The organism is Enterobacter sp. SM3 (assembly GCF_009811935.2).
In the GTDB taxonomy this organism is placed as follows: Bacteria; Pseudomonadota; Gammaproteobacteria; order Enterobacterales; family Enterobacteriaceae; genus Enterobacter; species Enterobacter asburiae_D.
This window is the reverse complement of the sequence record NZ_CP099971.1, coordinates 1,670,566-1,686,679: the sequence shown is the minus strand read 5'-3', so window position 1 is coordinate 1,686,679 and position 16,114 is coordinate 1,670,566. Positions and strand designations below refer to the sequence as shown.

Sequence of the window (16,114 nt, the reverse complement as noted above, 5' to 3'; positions counted from 1 at the left end):
CAGATGGCACGTACATTTAAGATCTTATCGCCAACGGCTATCCTGGGCTATGGCTTCCCGGAAGAGAGCTTTCGTAAGGCCATGGAAGCGTCGCCGGATCTTATTGCGGTCGACGCGGGCTCTTCCGACCCTGGCCCCCACTACCTGGGGGCAGGTAAGCCTTTCACCGACCGGGCGGGGGTAAAACGCGATCTGCGCTATATGATCGTGGCCGGCGTTAAGCACAACATTCCGGTGGTGATCGGTACCGCCGGTGGGTCCGGGGCCGCGCCGCATCTGGAGTGGTGCCGACAGATAATCCTTGAAATTGCTCAGGAAGAGAAGCTCTCGTTCTCTATGGCGCTGATCCCGTCGGATGTCGATAAAGCCACCGTGCATCAGGCGCTGGATAACGGGAAAATCACCGCCCTGGATTTCGTCCCGGCGCTGACCCACGAGGCCATCGAAGAGAGCACCTATATCGTGGCGCAAATGGGTATCGAGCCTTTCCAGCGGGCGCTGGCGGCCGGGGCGCAGGTGGTGCTGGGCGGACGAGCGTACGATCCGGCCTGCTTTGCCGCGCTGCCCATCATGCAGGGCTTCGATGAAGGTCTGGCGCTGCACTGCGGTAAGATCCTGGAGTGCGCGGCGATTGCCGCTACGCCGGGGTCCGGCTCCGACTGCGCGATGGGCATCATTGACGATAACGGCTTTACGCTGAAAACGTTTAATCCGAAGCGTAAATTCACCGAAACGTCGGCCGCGGCCCACACCCTGTATGAGAAGTCCGACCCGTACTTCCTGCCGGGGCCGGGCGGCGTGCTGAACCTGAAAGGGTGCAGCTTCAAAGCGGTCAACGAGGGCGAAGTGTACGTCAGCGGTTCCCGCCACGAAGAAACGCCGTATGCGCTGAAGCTGGAAGGCGCCCGCCGGGTCGGCTTCCGCTGTCTGACCATTGCCGGTACGCGCGACCCGATCATGATTGCCGGGATCGATAATATCCTCGAAGAAGTGCAGGTCAGCGTGAAGCGCAACCTCTCGCTGAATGACGACAGCATCCGCATGACGTTCCACCTGTACGGCAAGAATGGCGTGATGGGCAACCATGAGCCGATGCAGTCCGCCGGGCACGAGCTGGGGATTTTGCTGGACGTGGTGGCCCCCACCCAGGATATCGCCAACAGCGTCTGTTCGCTGGTGCGCTCTACCCTGCTGCACTACGGCTATGAAAACCGGATCGCAACGGCGGGCAACCTCGCGTTCCCGTTCTCCCCTTCCGACATTCAGAGCGGCCCGGTGTATGAGTTCTCAATCTACCACCTGATCGAAGCGAGCGACGCGCTGCGTTTTGATTTCCACCTCGAGCAGGTCACGCCAGAAGGAGTTCAGTCATGAAACACGGTATTTGCTCACTGGCGCAGGTCATTCGTTCTAAAAACGCCGGACCGTATGAGCTGGTTCTGGATATTTTATTTAAAACGCGTGAAGACTATCAGCGGGTAAAAGCCTCGGAGCAATTAACGCCGCAGCTTATTGCCCGTTTATATAACGTTAAGCCTGACTTTATTCATCGCATTATCTGGTTCGACCCGGCCAATGCGGTCAAAATCGTCATGCCTCGCGATATTATCTCCGGCAACGTCGGCGACAATGATGTCTATGGTGCCCAGCAGCATGCACCGTTATTAAGTATCGAGTTCGATCTGTAACACTACAAATACAACAACGTCCATTGGGATATAGATATTTGCTGTATCACTGTATTCCAGATAATTCATGCGGTTGGTCACAACAAACGTGCGTCTGAGCGGTTCGTCAGGGCTCAGACGCACGCGCCCCTACACATTAACCAACCTTTATCCGATGGAGTAAACATGAAAAAAATAAGCTTAACGAAAATGATCATCTTAGGTTTGATACTCGGCATGATAGCCGGGGTGGTCATTAATAATATGGCATCAGCAGATACAGCAAAATCGTACGCGCAGGATATTTCTATATTTACCACCATATTCTTACGCATGGTGAAAATGATTATCGCCCCGCTGGTGATTTCCACCCTCGTGGTTGGCATAGCCAAAATGGGTGATGCTAAAACGCTTGGCCGAATATTCTCCAAAACCTTTTTCCTCTTTATTTGCGCCTCGCTGCTGTCCATCGCGCTGGGGCTGGTTATCGTCAACATCTTCCAGCCTGGCGCAGGCATTAACTTTGTTCCCCATGACGCCGGGGCCGTTGCGGCCGTTCAGTCCGAGCCGTTCACGCTGAAAGTGTTTATCTCTCACGCGGTACCGACCAGCATCGTTGATGCCATGGCCCGCAACGAGATCCTGCAAATCGTGGTGTTCTCGATTTTCCTCGGCTGCAGCCTGGCGGCCATTGGCGAGAAAGCCGAACCCATCATTAAGGTGCTCGACTCTCTGGTGCACGTGATGCTGAAGCTGACGGGCTACGTCATGCTGTTTGCACCGCTGACCGTGTTTGCCGCGATCTCCGGACTGATTGCCGAACGCGGTCTGGGCGTGATGGTCAGCGCCGGTATTTTCATGGGCGAGTTCTACATGACGCTCGGCCTGCTGTGGGCGATTCTGATTGGCCTCTCCACGCTGATTGTCGGTCCGTGCATCCGTCGTCTGACAAAAGCGATTTTCGAACCTGCGCTGCTGGCCTTTACGACCTCAAGTTCAGAAGCGGCTTTCCCGGGTACGCTGAACAAACTGGAAAAATTCGGCGTCTCCTCAAGAATTGCCAGCTTTGTCCTGCCCATCGGCTACTCCTTTAACCTGGTCGGCTCAATGGCCTACTGCTCGTTTGCGACCGTATTTATCGCCCAGGCGTGCAACATCGAACTGAGCATTGGCGAGCAGATCACCATGCTGCTGATCCTGATGCTGACCTCTAAAGGAATGGCGGGCGTGCCGCGCGCATCGATGGTGGTTATTGCCGCCACGCTCAACCAGTTCAACATTCCGGAAGCGGGCCTGATTCTGCTGATGGGCGTCGATCCGTTCCTCGACATGGGCCGTTCCGCCACCAACGTGATGAGTAACGCGATGGGTGCCGCTATCGTCGGTCGCTGGGAAGGCGAGCACTTTGGCGTCGGCTGCCGCGGCAAGGTTCCGGCCAAAGAAAGCGCCGCTTCAGAAACTGAAATCGCCATGTATTGATTACAAAGGCCAACCGTCGTTGGCCTTTCGTCTTCCGATGACAGGATAGCCCCATGAAGATAAACATTTTCGGCGTCAGCCTCTTATCCGTCAGCCTGTTGTTTAGCGCCGCCGCGCTGGCGCAACCCGCGCCGGACTACGCGCAGCTGCTTGAGCAGGCTCACCAAAAATTCAAAGGTAATCATGAGGGAAAGGTCGCCGACTACATCCCTGCCCTGGCGACCTATAGCCCCGACAATTTCGCCATCACCCTCGCCACGGTCGACGGCAACATTTACCAGGCTGGCGACGTGAAAAAAGCGTTTCCAATGGAGTCGCTGAGCAAAGTTTTCACCCTGGCGCTGGCGATGGAGCAGCGCGGTCCGCAGGAGGTGCTGGATAAACTCGGCGCCAGTGCGACCGGTCTGCCCTTCAACTCCGGCTTAGCCATTGAGCTGACCAAAGGTGCGCCGGAAAACCCGCTGGTGAACGCGGGGGCGATGAGCACGGTCAGCCTGATTGAGGCGAAAGATAAGACCGACCGCTGGAACACGATCCTCAATAACCTGAACGCGTGGGCCGATGCCTCGCTGACCGTCAACGAGCCGGTGTTCAAATCAGAAATGGAGACCAATCAGCATAACCAGGCGCTGGCGATGCTGATGGCGTCCTACAACAGCTTTTATGGCGATACCCGGGAAGCCGTCGAAATCTACACCCGCCAGTGTTCCGTAGACATCACCGTTGAGCAGCTCGCCAAAATGGGCGCGGTGCTGGCGAACAAGGGCAAATCGCCTTTCAACGGCAAACAGCTGCTGAATGAACGCTACGTGCCGCAGGTTCTGGCGGAAATGGCGATTGCCGGGCTGTACGACGGCAGCGGCAAATGGCTGTACACCGTTGGGATCCCGGCGAAGAGCGGCGTCGGCGGCGGCATGGTTGCCATCGTGCCCGGGCAATACGCCATCGCGGTCTACTCGCCGCCGCTGGATGCCGCCGGGAATAGCGTTCGCGCCCAGCAGACGATTGCGTATGTTGCCGGGGCGACGCAGGCCAACCTCTTTTTAGCCCATTGATTCTAACAGCCTGTGATTTTGTCAGCCGGGCGCGCCAGCTGCGCCAGCGCCCGGCAAAAACAACCTCAAAGTGAGAAGTACTATGTCTAAACCATTTGTCTGGCAGGACCTGTTTGTTCAGGGTAACGATACGACGGAATATGAACTCCTCAGCACACAGCACGTTACGGTGACGGAGCTAGAGGGCGAGGAGGTCATTAAGGTGGCGCCTGAGGCATTGACCCTGCTGGCCCAGCAGGCCTTTTATGAAGCCTCATTTTTCCTGCGCGGCGGACATTTAACGCAGATAGCCAGCATCCTGCACGACCCGCAGGCCAGCAGTAACGACAGGTATGTCGCCCTGCAGCTGCTGCGCAACGCCGAAGTATCGGCAAAAGGCGTCCTGCCAAACTGTCAGGATACCGGCACGGCCACCGTTGTGGCGAGCAAAGGCCAGCACGTCTGGACCGGCGGGGATGACGCCGAAGCGCTGAGCAAGGGGATTTACGCCACCTTTAGCGAGTGCAACCTGCGCTACTCGCAAAACGCACCGCTGGACATGTACACCGAGGTCAACACCCAAACCAACCTGCCGGCGCAGATAGACATCAGCGCCACGCCGGGGAGCGAATATCGCTTCCTGTTTGTCAATAAAGGCGGCGGATCGGCTAACAAAGCCGCGCTGTTCCAGGAAACGAAATCCATTCTGCAGCCGGATAAACTTACCGCGTTCCTGATCGAGAAGATGAAGTCGCTCGGTACGGCGGCCTGTCCACCGTACCACATTGCCTTTGTGGTCGGCGGCCTCTCTGCCGACCAGGCGCTGAAGGTGGCGAAGCTGGCCTCAACAAAATATTATGACAACCTGCCCACCATCGGGAACGAGCTGGGCCAGGCGTTCCGCGATACGGCGCTGGAAGCCACGCTGCTCAACGCCAGCCGCGAATTCGGCATCGGCGCCCAGTTCGGCGGCAAGTACTTCGCACACGATATTCGCGTCATCCGCCTGCCGCGTCACGGCGGCTCCTGCCCTGTCGCCATGGCGCTCTCCTGCTCCGCCGACCGCAATATCAAAGCGAAAATCAACAGGCACGGCATCTGGCTGGAGAAGCTGGAGCATAACCCTGGGAAATATATCCCCAAGGCCAGCCGTGATGAAAACGACGCCCGAGCCGTACAGATCAACCTGAACCGCCCGCTGCGCGAGATCCTGCGCGATATGTCCGCCCTGCCCATCGGCACCCGGCTGTCGCTAAGCGGCCCGATCGTGGTCGCCCGCGATATTGTCCACGCAAAAATCAAAGCGCGGCTGGATAACGGCGAGCCGATGCCGGAGTACATGAAAAACCATATCGTCTATTACGCCGGTCCGGCGAAAACGCCGGAGAATCAGGCCTGCGGCTCCCTCGGTCCAACCACCGGCGGGCGCATGGACGGCTACGTCGATGCTTTCCAGGCCTCGGGCGGAAGCCTGATCATGCTTTCCAAAGGCAACCGCAGCCAGCAGGTCACCGATGCCTGCCATAAGCACGGCGGCTTCAACCTCGGCAGCATCGGCGGTGCGGCGGCCCTGCTGGCGCAGCAGTATGTGAAAAGCCTGCGCTGCCTTGAGTATCCCGAACTGGGTATGGAGGCGGTGTGGATGATGGAGGTCGAAAATCTGCCCGCCTTTGTGCTGGTGGACGACAAAGGGAATAATTTCTTCAGCCAGTTTGAGCAGCAGCATCGCTGCGCATCCTGCCCTGCCGGACATTAAGGAGCCACTATGGAAGCGCGAGCTAACGCAGACAAACACCGCCAACGACAGCAAAAGCGCAAAGAGCAGGTTGATATCCGCGTGGCGGCGGCAACAGAGAAGAGAGGCATTCTGATCGTCTTCACCGGCAACGGAAAAGGCAAGTCCACCGCCGCCTTCGGCACGGCGACGCGTGCCGTCGGCCACGGTAAAACCGTTGGCGTCGCGCAGTTTATTAAAGGCCAGTGGGATAATGGTGAATACAACACCCTGCATCCGCTCGGCGTCGAGTTTCACATTATGGGCACCGGCTTTACCTGGGAGACACAAAACCGGGAGACGGATATCCAGGCCGCAACGGCGGTGTGGCAGGAGAGCAAACGCATGCTGGCTGACCCGAGTTACGACCTGGTGGTGCTGGATGAGCTCACCTATATGCTGGCTTATCACTATCTGGATACTCAGGAGGTGATCGCGGCGGTTGAGAACCGTCCAGTGCAGCAGACCGTGATCGTCACCGGGCGCGGCTGCCACTCGCAGTTACTGGCGCTTGCCGACACGGTCAGCGAAATGCGCCCGGTGAAACACGCATTTGACAGCGGTATTCAGGCGCAGGAGGGCGTTGACTGGTAAGCGTGTCTGTACCGGATGGCGCGCCGCGCTGCCGCCATCCGGTGTTATTACTCTACCGGCGAGACCACTGATTTTTGTAATAGCCACTCGCGGAAGGTTTGTAACGGCAGGGATTGAGCCTTTTCCTCTCGCCACGTCATGATGAAGCGGTTGCCGGTGCGGATAGGAACATCACAGGGGATAACCATCTCGCCGCAGTCCAGGTCATGCTGGATGGCGAAGCGGGGAAGCAGCGCGACGCCAAGATTCGAGCGTACTGCGGCAATCAGCATTGAGAGGAGGTCAAAGCGCGGGCCAAGGTTCACGTCCGGACTGGTGATACCGGACAGCGCAAACCACTCCTGCCAGCCATTGATGCGAGTGCTTTGGTGTAACAGCGGAAACTCCCTTAGCAGCTCCTCCACCCCCAGCTTCTGCTCCGCGCTGGGGAGCAAACTTCGGCTGCAGACCGGCAGGATCTCCTCTTCAAATAAATAATCGACTTCCGACCACGGGGGACAAAAATCGGCGCGCATAATAGCCGCATCGTATTCACGATTTAAAAAATCGCCGATATTGGCCAGCGAGTGAATATTAACAATAATATCAGGATTTAATTTATTAAACTCCCATAAATTAGGGATCAGCCAATGCGTACTGAAGGTGGGATTTACCGCCAGCTCCACAACCTGAACGGCAGGCTGCCAGGACATTATCATATTTGTATCGCGTTCCAGCTTATTAAGCGTCTCTTTGACGATATTCAGATAATGCTTTCCCGCTGCATTCAGAAAAATCCGCTTTTTGGCATGATTAAATAATGAGGTGTGTAAAAACTCCTCCAGGGCCGTCACCTGTCTGAACACTGCACTCTGCGTTAACGCCAGCTCTTCTGCGGCGCGGGTATAGCTCTCGTGGCGCGCCACAACTTCGAACGTCACCAGCAGCTCGCTCTTGGGGATTTTTCCTCTCATCATGTCTTCCATTCATGGTGGGTAACAGTAATTTTTTGAAGCGAATAAACCCTGCTTCAGAACGATACCGCCATTATATTTTAGTTATGCTCCGTCGGCAGTGATCCACACCATGATTTAATCAGTTTTGCGCGTCAGGCCAGAGTACTTGCAGAAAATGAAATGAAACATGAAAGATTATTAAGAACCTGTTCAATTTGTGCCTTACATAATGGCGGCAGCGCCTTATTATACGAAAAACCGTATGGGCATTAAAAACAGGAATAGTGCAGGACCGGACGTTAAAAAATATAAAACAAAACGTTGTGCTAAAAATACTGCGGGGTTTTGTGTACGTCCCTCCGATAACCGGCGCACCTGCGCCTCTTCAGCACGCATGCTGAAACCGGCTCAAAACAAAAAACCCAGGTCGCATAACGACCTGGGTTTCGAATTTGGCGGAAGCGTAGAGATTCGAACTCTAGAACCCTTTCGGGTCGCCGGTTTTCAAGACCGGTGCCTTCAACCGCTCGGCCACGCTTCCAAAGTGAGGCGCACTATAAACATCTATTAGCGCCTTGTAAAGCAGGATTTTTTCTATTTTTACCCACCGACGTTTGACTGCGCAAAAATCACCCAGGCGCTGACGGCGCATCGGTCTCTGCTCGCTTGTACATACCGTAACACAGCAACGCTCATCCTTTTAAATCGCTCTGGTATAGAATGCCACAAAAATAAACGGTCATTTGTTGTGTAATTGTTATAAATCTGAGCAGTCACAGATTTTAGAAATTACTGCCATGCAGTGTTACTGGTTGATGATGAAAATCAAAAATACGTTTTGCTTACATATCCTGATGGCGACCCTGGCCATTCTGTTCCTGTGCGTTCACCCGCTGGTGACGAGCTTCGATCCGCCCCTCACCTTCCAGCCGCTGATTAAATCAATGGACGGCACGCCGAAAGAACAAGCGGAAAAAATTGCGACTATTTCCCACGCCTTAGAAGGGAATGCTATTTTCTTCATCGGCGCGTCTGAGGTTGCCACCTCGGAAGATGAACATTACGCGGTATATAATTACTTTAATAAGCAATTGCACACGCCCGTCGTGGCGTATGGCGATGCGTTTGTCGATGACGAAACGCAATTTTTACTGTTCTCACGTTTTAAAAATAGCCTTAACGCAAACAGTAAAGTGGTTTTGCTTCTGGCACCTGACAGCTTTTACTCAAAAGGTCTGCCACCGGCTATCTATGCCGATAATTTCCCCGCTTCTATTTTTAATCCGCTGATGAAGGATCCGCAGGCGCGCCCGCTGCTGGTTAATTATTTAAAGCATATTGATAGTAAAGACATAAGCCATTTAACCTTTGGCCAAATGCGCGTCTTTGGCTGGCACCCCGACCTGATATGGGACGAGCTGAGCTTCCAGTTTGCGAACGTCTGCACCCTGATAAAAAACGACTGGCTGGCGCTGCTCAACGTCACGCCCCGGACGGTACAGCCCTGGCCGCAGCAGCCAACCACCCACATCACCCCAGACTGGGATAAAGAGCTGGCGAACGCGCGCGAGTTAAATAAAAAACGCCAGCAGAGCGCGGCCACGCTGTGGATGGACAAAACGATTTACGAAGAGGACGGTAAGCCACAGCAGTGGGATGACACGCCGGTCGTGCCTGCGCAAATCGCCGCGCTCAGTAAAACCGTTCAGCTGCTGAAAGAACGTCACGTGCAGGTGATTGCTATCGTCGACCCGGTTAACCCCTGGGCGCTTTACAATACCGATACCTTCCGCCCGGTTGATAAGCAAATTAAAACCATTCTGGAAAAGAACCAGATCCCTTATTTAGATATGTACGCCATGCCTTATCAGAATGGCTGGAACTGGGATCGTTTGCACCCTTCCGAACTGGCCTGGGTTCCTATGATTCGCTTTATTGCACAGAGTTTTAAATGATGAAAATCGCGATCCGTCTTTTTTTCCTTTATCTCCTGCTGGCGATCACCATCGTCGCGTGGACCTCTGTCGATGACAGCATGAGTATGCAGCTGCATTTTGAATATCAAAAGTTCTGAGGCCGAATGATGTATAGCTCAGGCATGTTTTTTGTTTATTTGTTTTCCTCCGCCCTGGCGTTTGCGCTGGTCAATCGCGTATTACGCCATCGCCTGACCTGGTTATCTGCGCTGTCGGTGCTGACGGCGCTGGGATGGGGATATATATTTCAGGGGGATTATATTGTCCCCGCCGCCGTATTTTTCAGTTTTTATGTTTTCGCCACGCTAAAAGAGAAGGGATGGTTAAAAACGTGGCAGGCGGTCGTCCTGACATTATTGCCGTTGTTGCTGGTGAAACTTCACTTAAATAACCACTGGGGCATGATCGGCCTCTCTTTTATGACGTTCCGCGCGGTGGACGTGCTGCTCTATCGCAGTAAAAAAGAAGGTCAGAATTTCCTGCACTATTTCTGCTATCTGTTTATGCCCTTTATCATCCTGGCCGGCCCCATGTACCGCTGGCGGACATGGATGAGCGATGTCAGCAAGCCCGTATTTGCCTTTAACCGTGAACAGTTTTTAGTCGCGTTAGAGCAAATCATTACCGGCATTGTCCAGAAGTTCCTGTTTGCCATGCTGGTCGATTCGCTTGTCGTGCAGCCCTGGAGCCATAAGCCGTTTACGCTGACCGTGGGCGTGGTGATGTCGATTGCCTATAGCACCTACCTGTACTTTGATTTTGCGGGTTACAGCAATATGGCCATCGGTGCAGGCCGCCTGTTTGGGCTCAATATTCCGGCAAACTTCAACATGCCGCTTCTGGCAAAGAACCCGCAGGATTTCTGGCGCCGCTTCCACATCAGTTTGTCTGAATGGCTGCGCGATGTGGTCTTTATGCCCGTTTACATGAACCTGATGAAGTTCAACTTTTTCCGTCAAAACAAAGCGCTGGCGCAAAATATCGGTATTTTTTGCACCCTGTTCTGCATGGGGGCATGGAATGGCCTGGAGCGCCATTACGTTATCAGCGGCGCGCTGTTTGGCGCGATTTCCGTCACCCATAACATGCTGCTGTGGTCAGCCAAACGCAGCCCGGCATTGCACCGCGGTTTGCAGTATCCGGCCGTTGCGTTTTTAGGGCGAATTCTGACGCTGGGAAGCGCCGCGGGATCCCTTTACATCTTTAGTGGAATGTCACCTCTATGAAAAATCACTCCGATCTTCAGGAACTGCAGGATTTCTTACGTGCGGCATTATGCGATCCCGCCTCTCCGCAGCAACTGGCCATCAGCGGCAGCGACGAAGCCTTAAGCTGGCTACAGCTTTCTGCTGCCGTGACGGACTGGGCACAGCGCTATCAGCGTTGCCAGCCTGCTGCCGGTACGCCTGTTGTCCTGTACGGACACCAGCAGGCCGAGTTCGCCGTGGCGATTTATAGCTGTTTGCTGCACAACATCCCCTACATCCCGGTGGACTGCATCTACCCGCAGGAGCGCCTGCGCGAGATCTGCCATCTGGCCAATGCCCCTTACTATTACGACGTCGCGACCCGGCAGTTCATCGCCACCGGTGAACCGGGCAAGGTGCTGGAGGAGCAGGATCTGGCCTACATCATGTTTACCTCGGGCAGCACCGGTAAACCTAAAGGCGTGCAGATTGGGCGTGAAAGCGTATGGCACTTCATGAAATGGGTCAGCCAGGACTTTTCACTGCCGGAAAAACCGGTCCTGATGAACCACGCGGTATTCAGCTTTGACCTCTCCCTGATCCCTTTGCTGGCGAATCTGGCGATGGGCGGACACATCGTGCTGAACGCTAAAGAGGATATTCAGAAAGAGAACTGGCTGGAGCGACTGAAAAGCAACGCGGTCTCCGCCTGGGTTTCCACCCCCTCTTTTGCCTACCAGCAGCTGCTTTCCCCGCAGTTCAACAGCGAGTATTTGCCCGCGCTGAGCGTCTTTATCTTCATTGGTGAAGTGTTAAATAAGGCGCTGGTTAAACAGCTCCGCCGCCGTTTCCCGCAGGCCAAAATCATCAACTCCTATGGCCCAACGGAAGCGACCATCGCGACGACCGTGGTTGAAATCACGGATGAGATCCTGAACAGCGACAGCGCCGTGCTGCCGGTGGGGGTCATGATGCCTGAGAGCAAAATGGAAATTTCCGCCGACGGCGAGCTGATTATCTGGGGTAAAAACGTCATGCGCGGCTACCTCGGCCTGCCGCAGGAGAACGCGGAAAAATTACTCCGCCGGGAAAATGAAGCGTTTCGCGGCTACCGGACCGGCGATCTGGGCTACGAAGCGGGGCTTATCTATTGCCAGGGCCGCAACGATAGCCAGGTAAAACTGAACGGTTACCGTATTGAAATCAATGAGATTGAAAACCGCCTGCTGGCCATGTCCGGCATCAACGAAGCGGTGGTTCTGCCGCTGATGAAATCCTGCGGTAGCGTGCTGCGCATTGCCGCGTTCTGCGTGACGGATATGGCGCCGGATACCATCAAAACGTCGCTGTCGAAGGTGGTTCCGCACTATATGGTGCCTTCACAAATTATCGTAAAAGACGCTTTGCCGCTGAATCCTAACGGCAAAATTGACCGCAAGCTGCTGGACGCTTACGCCCGCACAAATTAATGACTCCAGGAAAAATTATGGAACAAGAAATTCTCGCCCTGTTCGAAAAAGTGTTATCCCGTAAAGTGGGCTTTCACGATGAACTGATTGAATCCGACATTCTCGACTCCATCCTGGCGGTCGATATGGTGCTGGAAGTGCAGGACGTTTACGGCTGTATGATCCCGCCAACTGACGTGGCGACGGTGCTGAAAACCCCGGCGGACCTGGCCCGCTATATTGAAGAAAACCGCTAACCCGGAAGGCTCTGGAGGTATGCTCCGGAGCCTGTTTTATTGCTGCTGTCTAAATTACCTGCAAGCCCCCTACCGCTGCCCAGCCACACTCCCGATACAAAAAGTTATCTAAAGCGCCATAATTGATAGGTACCTAACTCTTTTGTCAGGAATTCAGTATGTCGCCACGTACCGCCAGCGATCTCTATTCAGAAATGAAAAATATGTCCGTTGAAGAGCGGATCCGCTTCTTCTCCCTTTCGCTGGCGGAAATGCACCGCGAGCTGCAGGAGAGCATCAGCCAGATAGAGTCGATGAAGCAGGCGCTGGAAGAGAGTGAAGAGTATCATCGTCAGCTGGTTGAAACCGCGCAGGATGCGGTGATTACCATCGATCATGCCGGTAACGTTGTAAACTGGAACCAGGCGGCAGAGCGAATGTTCGGCTGGTCAGCGGAAGAAGCGACAGGCAACAGCCTTGGCAAGATGATCGTACCGGAAGCGTTTCGCGAGCAGCACGCACGCGGCCTGATGCGCTTCAAGGCCGGGCAACCGTCGAATATTCTCAACCGCACTATCGAGATCGCTGCGCTGCATCGCACCAAAGGCGAGTTCCCTATTGAGCTCTCGATATGGCCCCACCAGCAAGCGGGTAAGCAGATATTTTCGGCATTTATTCGCGATATTACCGATCGCAAACAGCGTGAACACATCGCGTGGCTGCATGCTAACTTTGATGCCCTGACGGGGTTACCGAACCGAAGATTACTGGTTAACCGTCTTGAGCTGGCGATCGCCCAGGCCATCGCCCACGATAAAGAAGTGGCGCTGCTGTTTATCGACCTCGACCGGTTTAAACCGGTGAACGATCTCCATGGTCATGCCGTCGGCGACGAGCTGCTGCGGCTGGTGGCATTTCGTCTGCAAAGCGTACTGCGCGAAGGTGACACGGTGGCCCGCCTCGGCGGCGATGAGTTTGTCGCCCTGCTCCCCGATTTAACGACCTCCGATCCCTTACCCACCCAAACGGCGGAAAAGGTCAGCGCCGCGCTGGCACAGTCTTTTTTGATTAACGAGCAGGTGATTACCATCTCCGGCAGTATTGGTATTGCCCGCTTTCCTCATGACGCAGGTGATGCCGATACGTTGCTCAATAGCGCAGACAAGGCGATGTATACCCGCAAGCGGATTACGCCAGGAGAACGATGATAGGGCTGGCAATGGATGCCTTTAACAGCAATGAAACCAACCGCTTTTACTATTTCTCCTACACTTTAGGAGTACTGTCGGTACGGTAAAAAGAAAAAAGCCAACTTAATTAAGGCATTACTGATTCGCTGTGCGCTCAGCCGGGGATCGTTTTGCCTTTAACAGAGGAGTCTGCGGTATGGCATTCGTAACAACGAAAGACGGCGTCAATATTTACTACAAAGACTGGGGCCCAAAAGAGGCTCAACCCATTGTTTTCCACCACGGCTGGCCGCTGAGTGCCGATGACTGGGATAACCAGATGCTCTTCTTCCTCGCGGAAGGCTATCGCGTTATCGCTATCGATCGCCGTGGTCACGGGCGTTCGGACCAGGTGAGCGAAGGCCACGATATGGATCATTATGCGGCCGACGCGTCAGCCGTGGTTGAAAGCCTGGATCTGCGCAATGCCGTGCACGTCGGTCACTCCACCGGCGGCGGCCAGGTCGCCCGCTATGTTGCCCGGTATGGACAGCCGCAGGGTCGCGTCGCCAAAGCGGTGCTCGTCAGCGCCGTGCCGCCGCTGATGGTCAAAACGGACGCTAACCCAGGCGGAACGCCTATTGAGGTTTTCGACGGCTTCCGCAAAGCGCTGGCGGCTAACCGCGCCCAGTTTTACCTCGATGTCGCCAGCGGTCCTTTCTACGGCTTTAATCGGGAGGGCGCGGACGTTTCACAGGGCACGATCCAGAACTGGTGGCGTCAGGGAATGATCGGCAGCGCTAAGGCCCACTACGAGGGGATTAAGGCGTTTTCAGAGACCGACCAGACGGAAGATTTGAAAACCATCACGGTTCCCGTTCTGGTGTTGCAGGGCGACGACGATCAGGTCGTGCCGTATAAAAACGCTGCCCTGCTGCAGGACAAGCTGCTGGCGAACAGCGTACTGAAAATTTATCCGGGCTTCCCGCACGGGATGCATACCACCCATGCGGACACCATCAACGCGGACATTCTGGCCTTTATTCGCTCATAACGCCGCGTTTCTTGCCGGGTGGCGCTGCGCTTACCCGACCTACATTTGCACAATTCAATGCATGAACGCCACCCAGGAGGTGGCGTTGTTTATGACCTTTTAGCGCTTCTGCGCAACCAGTTGGATCATGTTGAAGTAAGCCCCGGCGCCCGCATCCATAATGGGCACCATCATCTCCTGGGCGATCTCGCATTGCATAAACTCATCCCACGCCTGCTGGCAGGTATCCATCTCCCGCACGGTGGTCAGAACCGAACCGGGCTCTTTTTCCCACAGCGCTTTCCACCAGGAGAGCGGATAGAAATACCACTCTGGCGTCCAGAAAGGCTTAACCACCTCCGGAAGATGCGTTTCGCTGTATTCACCGATAAACCCGGGAACGGCAACCGCAATATGTCCTCCGGGTTTCAGGAAAGGTAGCAGCGTGCCCAGCATGGCGTCATTGTTGCCAAAGTATTGATACGCATCCACGCTCACGATCAGGTCGAAGTAATCATGCGCGAACGGGATCGCTTTCGTGGCATCAACCCGTAGAGGAAAAATTTTTCCGTCCAGACCCCGTTCGCTGAAACGCGCTGCGTTTTCGCTCGGCGTAATCCACAGATCGGCGGCAAAAACCGTGGCGTCATATTTTTCGGCGAGCAGGATAGAAGAGATCCCTTTCCCGCAGCCGAGATCGAGAATGCGCATCCCTGGATCAATCTGCAGTTGAGCAACCAGCTCTTCGGTAAGCCGCATGGCGTTTGGGCCCATCATGGTATCGAGCAAAAAAGTGCGGTCGTAGCTATCTGTGTAAGGTGTATTCATCACTTCTCCTTAGCGATTATCCAGCTGGGCGCGAACGTTGTTCAGCCCGGTGGTGTTGATGCGGTAAGGCTGCCCGTTCACGGATCGGATCAGCTTTTTGGTGCGGAGTTTTTTAAAGACGCTGAGCGTGCAGTCGCTCAGCACCAGCCCTTCACGGGTGTAGCACTCAACGGACGTGACGCGGCCAGAACTGTCGCGGACGTGCACAATACGTCCACCTTTGGCGAGAACATGTAAGGTACGTTGTTCCTGACGGGATAAATTCATACTGGAAAACCTGTGTAATCATCATGCGTAAAAACAAGCCCACACCCGCAGGTGCGTGCGTAAGGTTTAAGCGCAGCGATAACCAGTCCGTCCTGAAAAGGGCGGGAAACTGATTATCTGATGAAAACATTCTCCAGCATCAAAGCCTCGGTGAGAGATGAAAAGGTATTTACGGGCTGAATGATAACGTCTGATTTTTACAGGGGAATAGCGGAGTTTTAAAAGTGTGAGGCGGATCGGTCAATCCAAAAGAAAACCCCAGGTTAACGAGTAACCTGGGGTTTATGTTTGGCGGAAGCGTAGAGATTCGAACTCTAGAACCCTTTCGGGTCGCCGGTTTTCAAGACCGGTGCCTTCAACCGCTCGGCCACGCTTCCTAAGTGAGGCGAACTATAAACACCTCACCGCGTGCTGTAAAGAGTGGCTGCACTCGTTCGCTGTAAAAATAGTCAAAACGTGTTTAATCGGTTGAACTGACGACACATCG

General features: G+C 54.6%; 16 protein-coding genes and 2 tRNA genes. 13 read left to right on the top strand and 5 right to left on the bottom strand.

Annotated features, from left to right (window positions below; translation table 11 throughout):
* Positions 1–3 precede the first annotated feature (3 nt).
* The 6 genes from GVO84_RS07795 to cobO all read left to right on the top strand — a co-directional run bounded on the left by GVO84_RS07795 (position 4) and on the right by cobO (position 6,548).
* Positions 4–1,374 (top strand): acyclic terpene utilization AtuA family protein, encoded by a 1,371-nt coding sequence (locus GVO84_RS07795; protein ID WP_159513803.1) that lies wholly within the window; start codon positions 4–6, stop codon positions 1,372–1,374.
* Positions 1,371–1,688 (top strand): DUF4387 domain-containing protein, encoded by a 318-nt coding sequence (locus GVO84_RS07790; protein WP_121425786.1) that lies wholly within the window; start codon positions 1,371–1,373, stop codon positions 1,686–1,688. The genes GVO84_RS07795 and GVO84_RS07790 overlap by 4 nt, the downstream gene beginning before the upstream one ends.
* 165 nt (positions 1,689–1,853) lie before the next feature.
* A complete protein-coding gene (locus tag GVO84_RS07785; RefSeq protein ID WP_159513802.1) occupies positions 1,854–3,146 on the top strand; it encodes a dicarboxylate/amino acid:cation symporter in 1,293 nt (430 codons plus the stop codon).
* Positions 3,147–3,199: 53 nt separating this feature from the next.
* Positions 3,200–4,201, top strand: a complete 1,002-nt coding sequence (gene glsA / locus GVO84_RS07780; RefSeq protein ID WP_121425784.1) for a glutaminase A — start codon at positions 3,200–3,202, stop codon at positions 4,199–4,201.
* Positions 4,202–4,283: 82 nt separating this feature from the next.
* Positions 4,284–5,936, top strand: coding sequence for a class I fumarate hydratase (locus GVO84_RS07775; RefSeq protein ID WP_159513801.1), 1,653 nt, complete (start codon positions 4,284–4,286; stop codon positions 5,934–5,936).
* A 9-nt stretch (positions 5,937–5,945) separates the two neighbouring features.
* Complete coding sequence (cobO, locus tag GVO84_RS07770) at positions 5,946–6,548, top strand: cob(I)yrinic acid a,c-diamide adenosyltransferase (protein ID WP_159513800.1); 603 nt, start codon at positions 5,946–5,948, stop codon at positions 6,546–6,548.
* Positions 6,549–6,595: 47 nt separating this feature from the next.
* Here the strand turns inward: cobO and GVO84_RS07765 are convergent, their stop codons facing one another.
* Positions 6,596–7,501: a LysR substrate-binding domain-containing protein gene (locus GVO84_RS07765; protein ID WP_121425781.1), complete on the bottom strand. Its 906-nt coding sequence runs from the start codon at positions 7,499–7,501 to the stop codon at positions 6,596–6,598.
* Between the two features lie 435 nt (positions 7,502–7,936).
* Positions 7,937–8,024: transfer RNA gene (locus GVO84_RS07760), tRNA-Ser, on the bottom strand.
* Positions 8,025–8,301: 277 nt separating this feature from the next.
* On the opposite strand from GVO84_RS07760, the gene GVO84_RS07755 reads away from it, so the two are divergent.
* From GVO84_RS07755 to GVO84_RS07725, 7 genes are all read left to right on the top strand, one after another.
* Positions 8,302–9,438: a D-alanyl-lipoteichoic acid biosynthesis protein DltD gene (locus GVO84_RS07755; RefSeq protein WP_159515609.1), complete on the top strand. Its 1,137-nt coding sequence runs from the start codon at positions 8,302–8,304 to the stop codon at positions 9,436–9,438.
* Positions 9,435–9,557, top strand: coding sequence for a hypothetical protein (locus GVO84_RS07750; RefSeq protein ID WP_023335174.1), 123 nt, complete (start codon positions 9,435–9,437; stop codon positions 9,555–9,557). Before GVO84_RS07755 ends, GVO84_RS07750 begins: the two co-directional genes overlap by 4 nt.
* 9 nt (positions 9,558–9,566) lie before the next feature.
* On the top strand, positions 9,567–10,685 hold the full coding sequence (locus tag GVO84_RS07745; RefSeq protein WP_159515608.1) for an MBOAT family O-acyltransferase: 1,119 nt from the start codon (positions 9,567–9,569) through the stop codon (positions 10,683–10,685).
* The gene (locus GVO84_RS07740; protein ID WP_159513799.1) at positions 10,682–12,115 is read left to right on the top strand and encodes an AMP-binding protein; all 1,434 of its coding nucleotides are present in this window, start codon (positions 10,682–10,684) and stop codon (positions 12,113–12,115) included. The genes GVO84_RS07745 and GVO84_RS07740 overlap by 4 nt, the downstream gene beginning before the upstream one ends.
* A 17-nt stretch (positions 12,116–12,132) precedes the next feature.
* Complete coding sequence (locus GVO84_RS07735) at positions 12,133–12,351, top strand: acyl carrier protein (RefSeq protein ID WP_008499867.1); 219 nt, start codon at positions 12,133–12,135, stop codon at positions 12,349–12,351.
* Between the two features lie 158 nt (positions 12,352–12,509).
* Positions 12,510–13,538, top strand: coding sequence for a diguanylate cyclase domain-containing protein (locus GVO84_RS07730; protein WP_159513798.1), 1,029 nt, complete (start codon positions 12,510–12,512; stop codon positions 13,536–13,538).
* 178 nt (positions 13,539–13,716) lie between these two features.
* On the top strand, positions 13,717–14,553 hold the full coding sequence (locus tag GVO84_RS07725; RefSeq protein WP_159513797.1) for an alpha/beta fold hydrolase: 837 nt from the start codon (positions 13,717–13,719) through the stop codon (positions 14,551–14,553).
* 99 nt (positions 14,554–14,652) lie between these two features.
* Here the strand turns inward: GVO84_RS07725 and GVO84_RS07720 are convergent, their stop codons facing one another.
* The 3 genes from GVO84_RS07720 to GVO84_RS07710 form a co-directional block, all read right to left on the bottom strand.
* Positions 14,653–15,360: an SAM-dependent methyltransferase gene (locus tag GVO84_RS07720; RefSeq protein ID WP_159513796.1), complete on the bottom strand. Its 708-nt coding sequence runs from the start codon at positions 15,358–15,360 to the stop codon at positions 14,653–14,655.
* A gap of 9 nt (positions 15,361–15,369) precedes the next feature.
* Complete coding sequence (locus tag GVO84_RS07715) at positions 15,370–15,627, bottom strand: YjhX family toxin (protein ID WP_021240841.1); 258 nt, start codon at positions 15,625–15,627, stop codon at positions 15,370–15,372.
* Positions 15,628–15,916: 289 nt separating this feature from the next.
* Positions 15,917–16,004 (bottom strand) — tRNA-Ser (locus GVO84_RS07710).
* Positions 16,005–16,114: the final 110 nt, after the last annotated feature.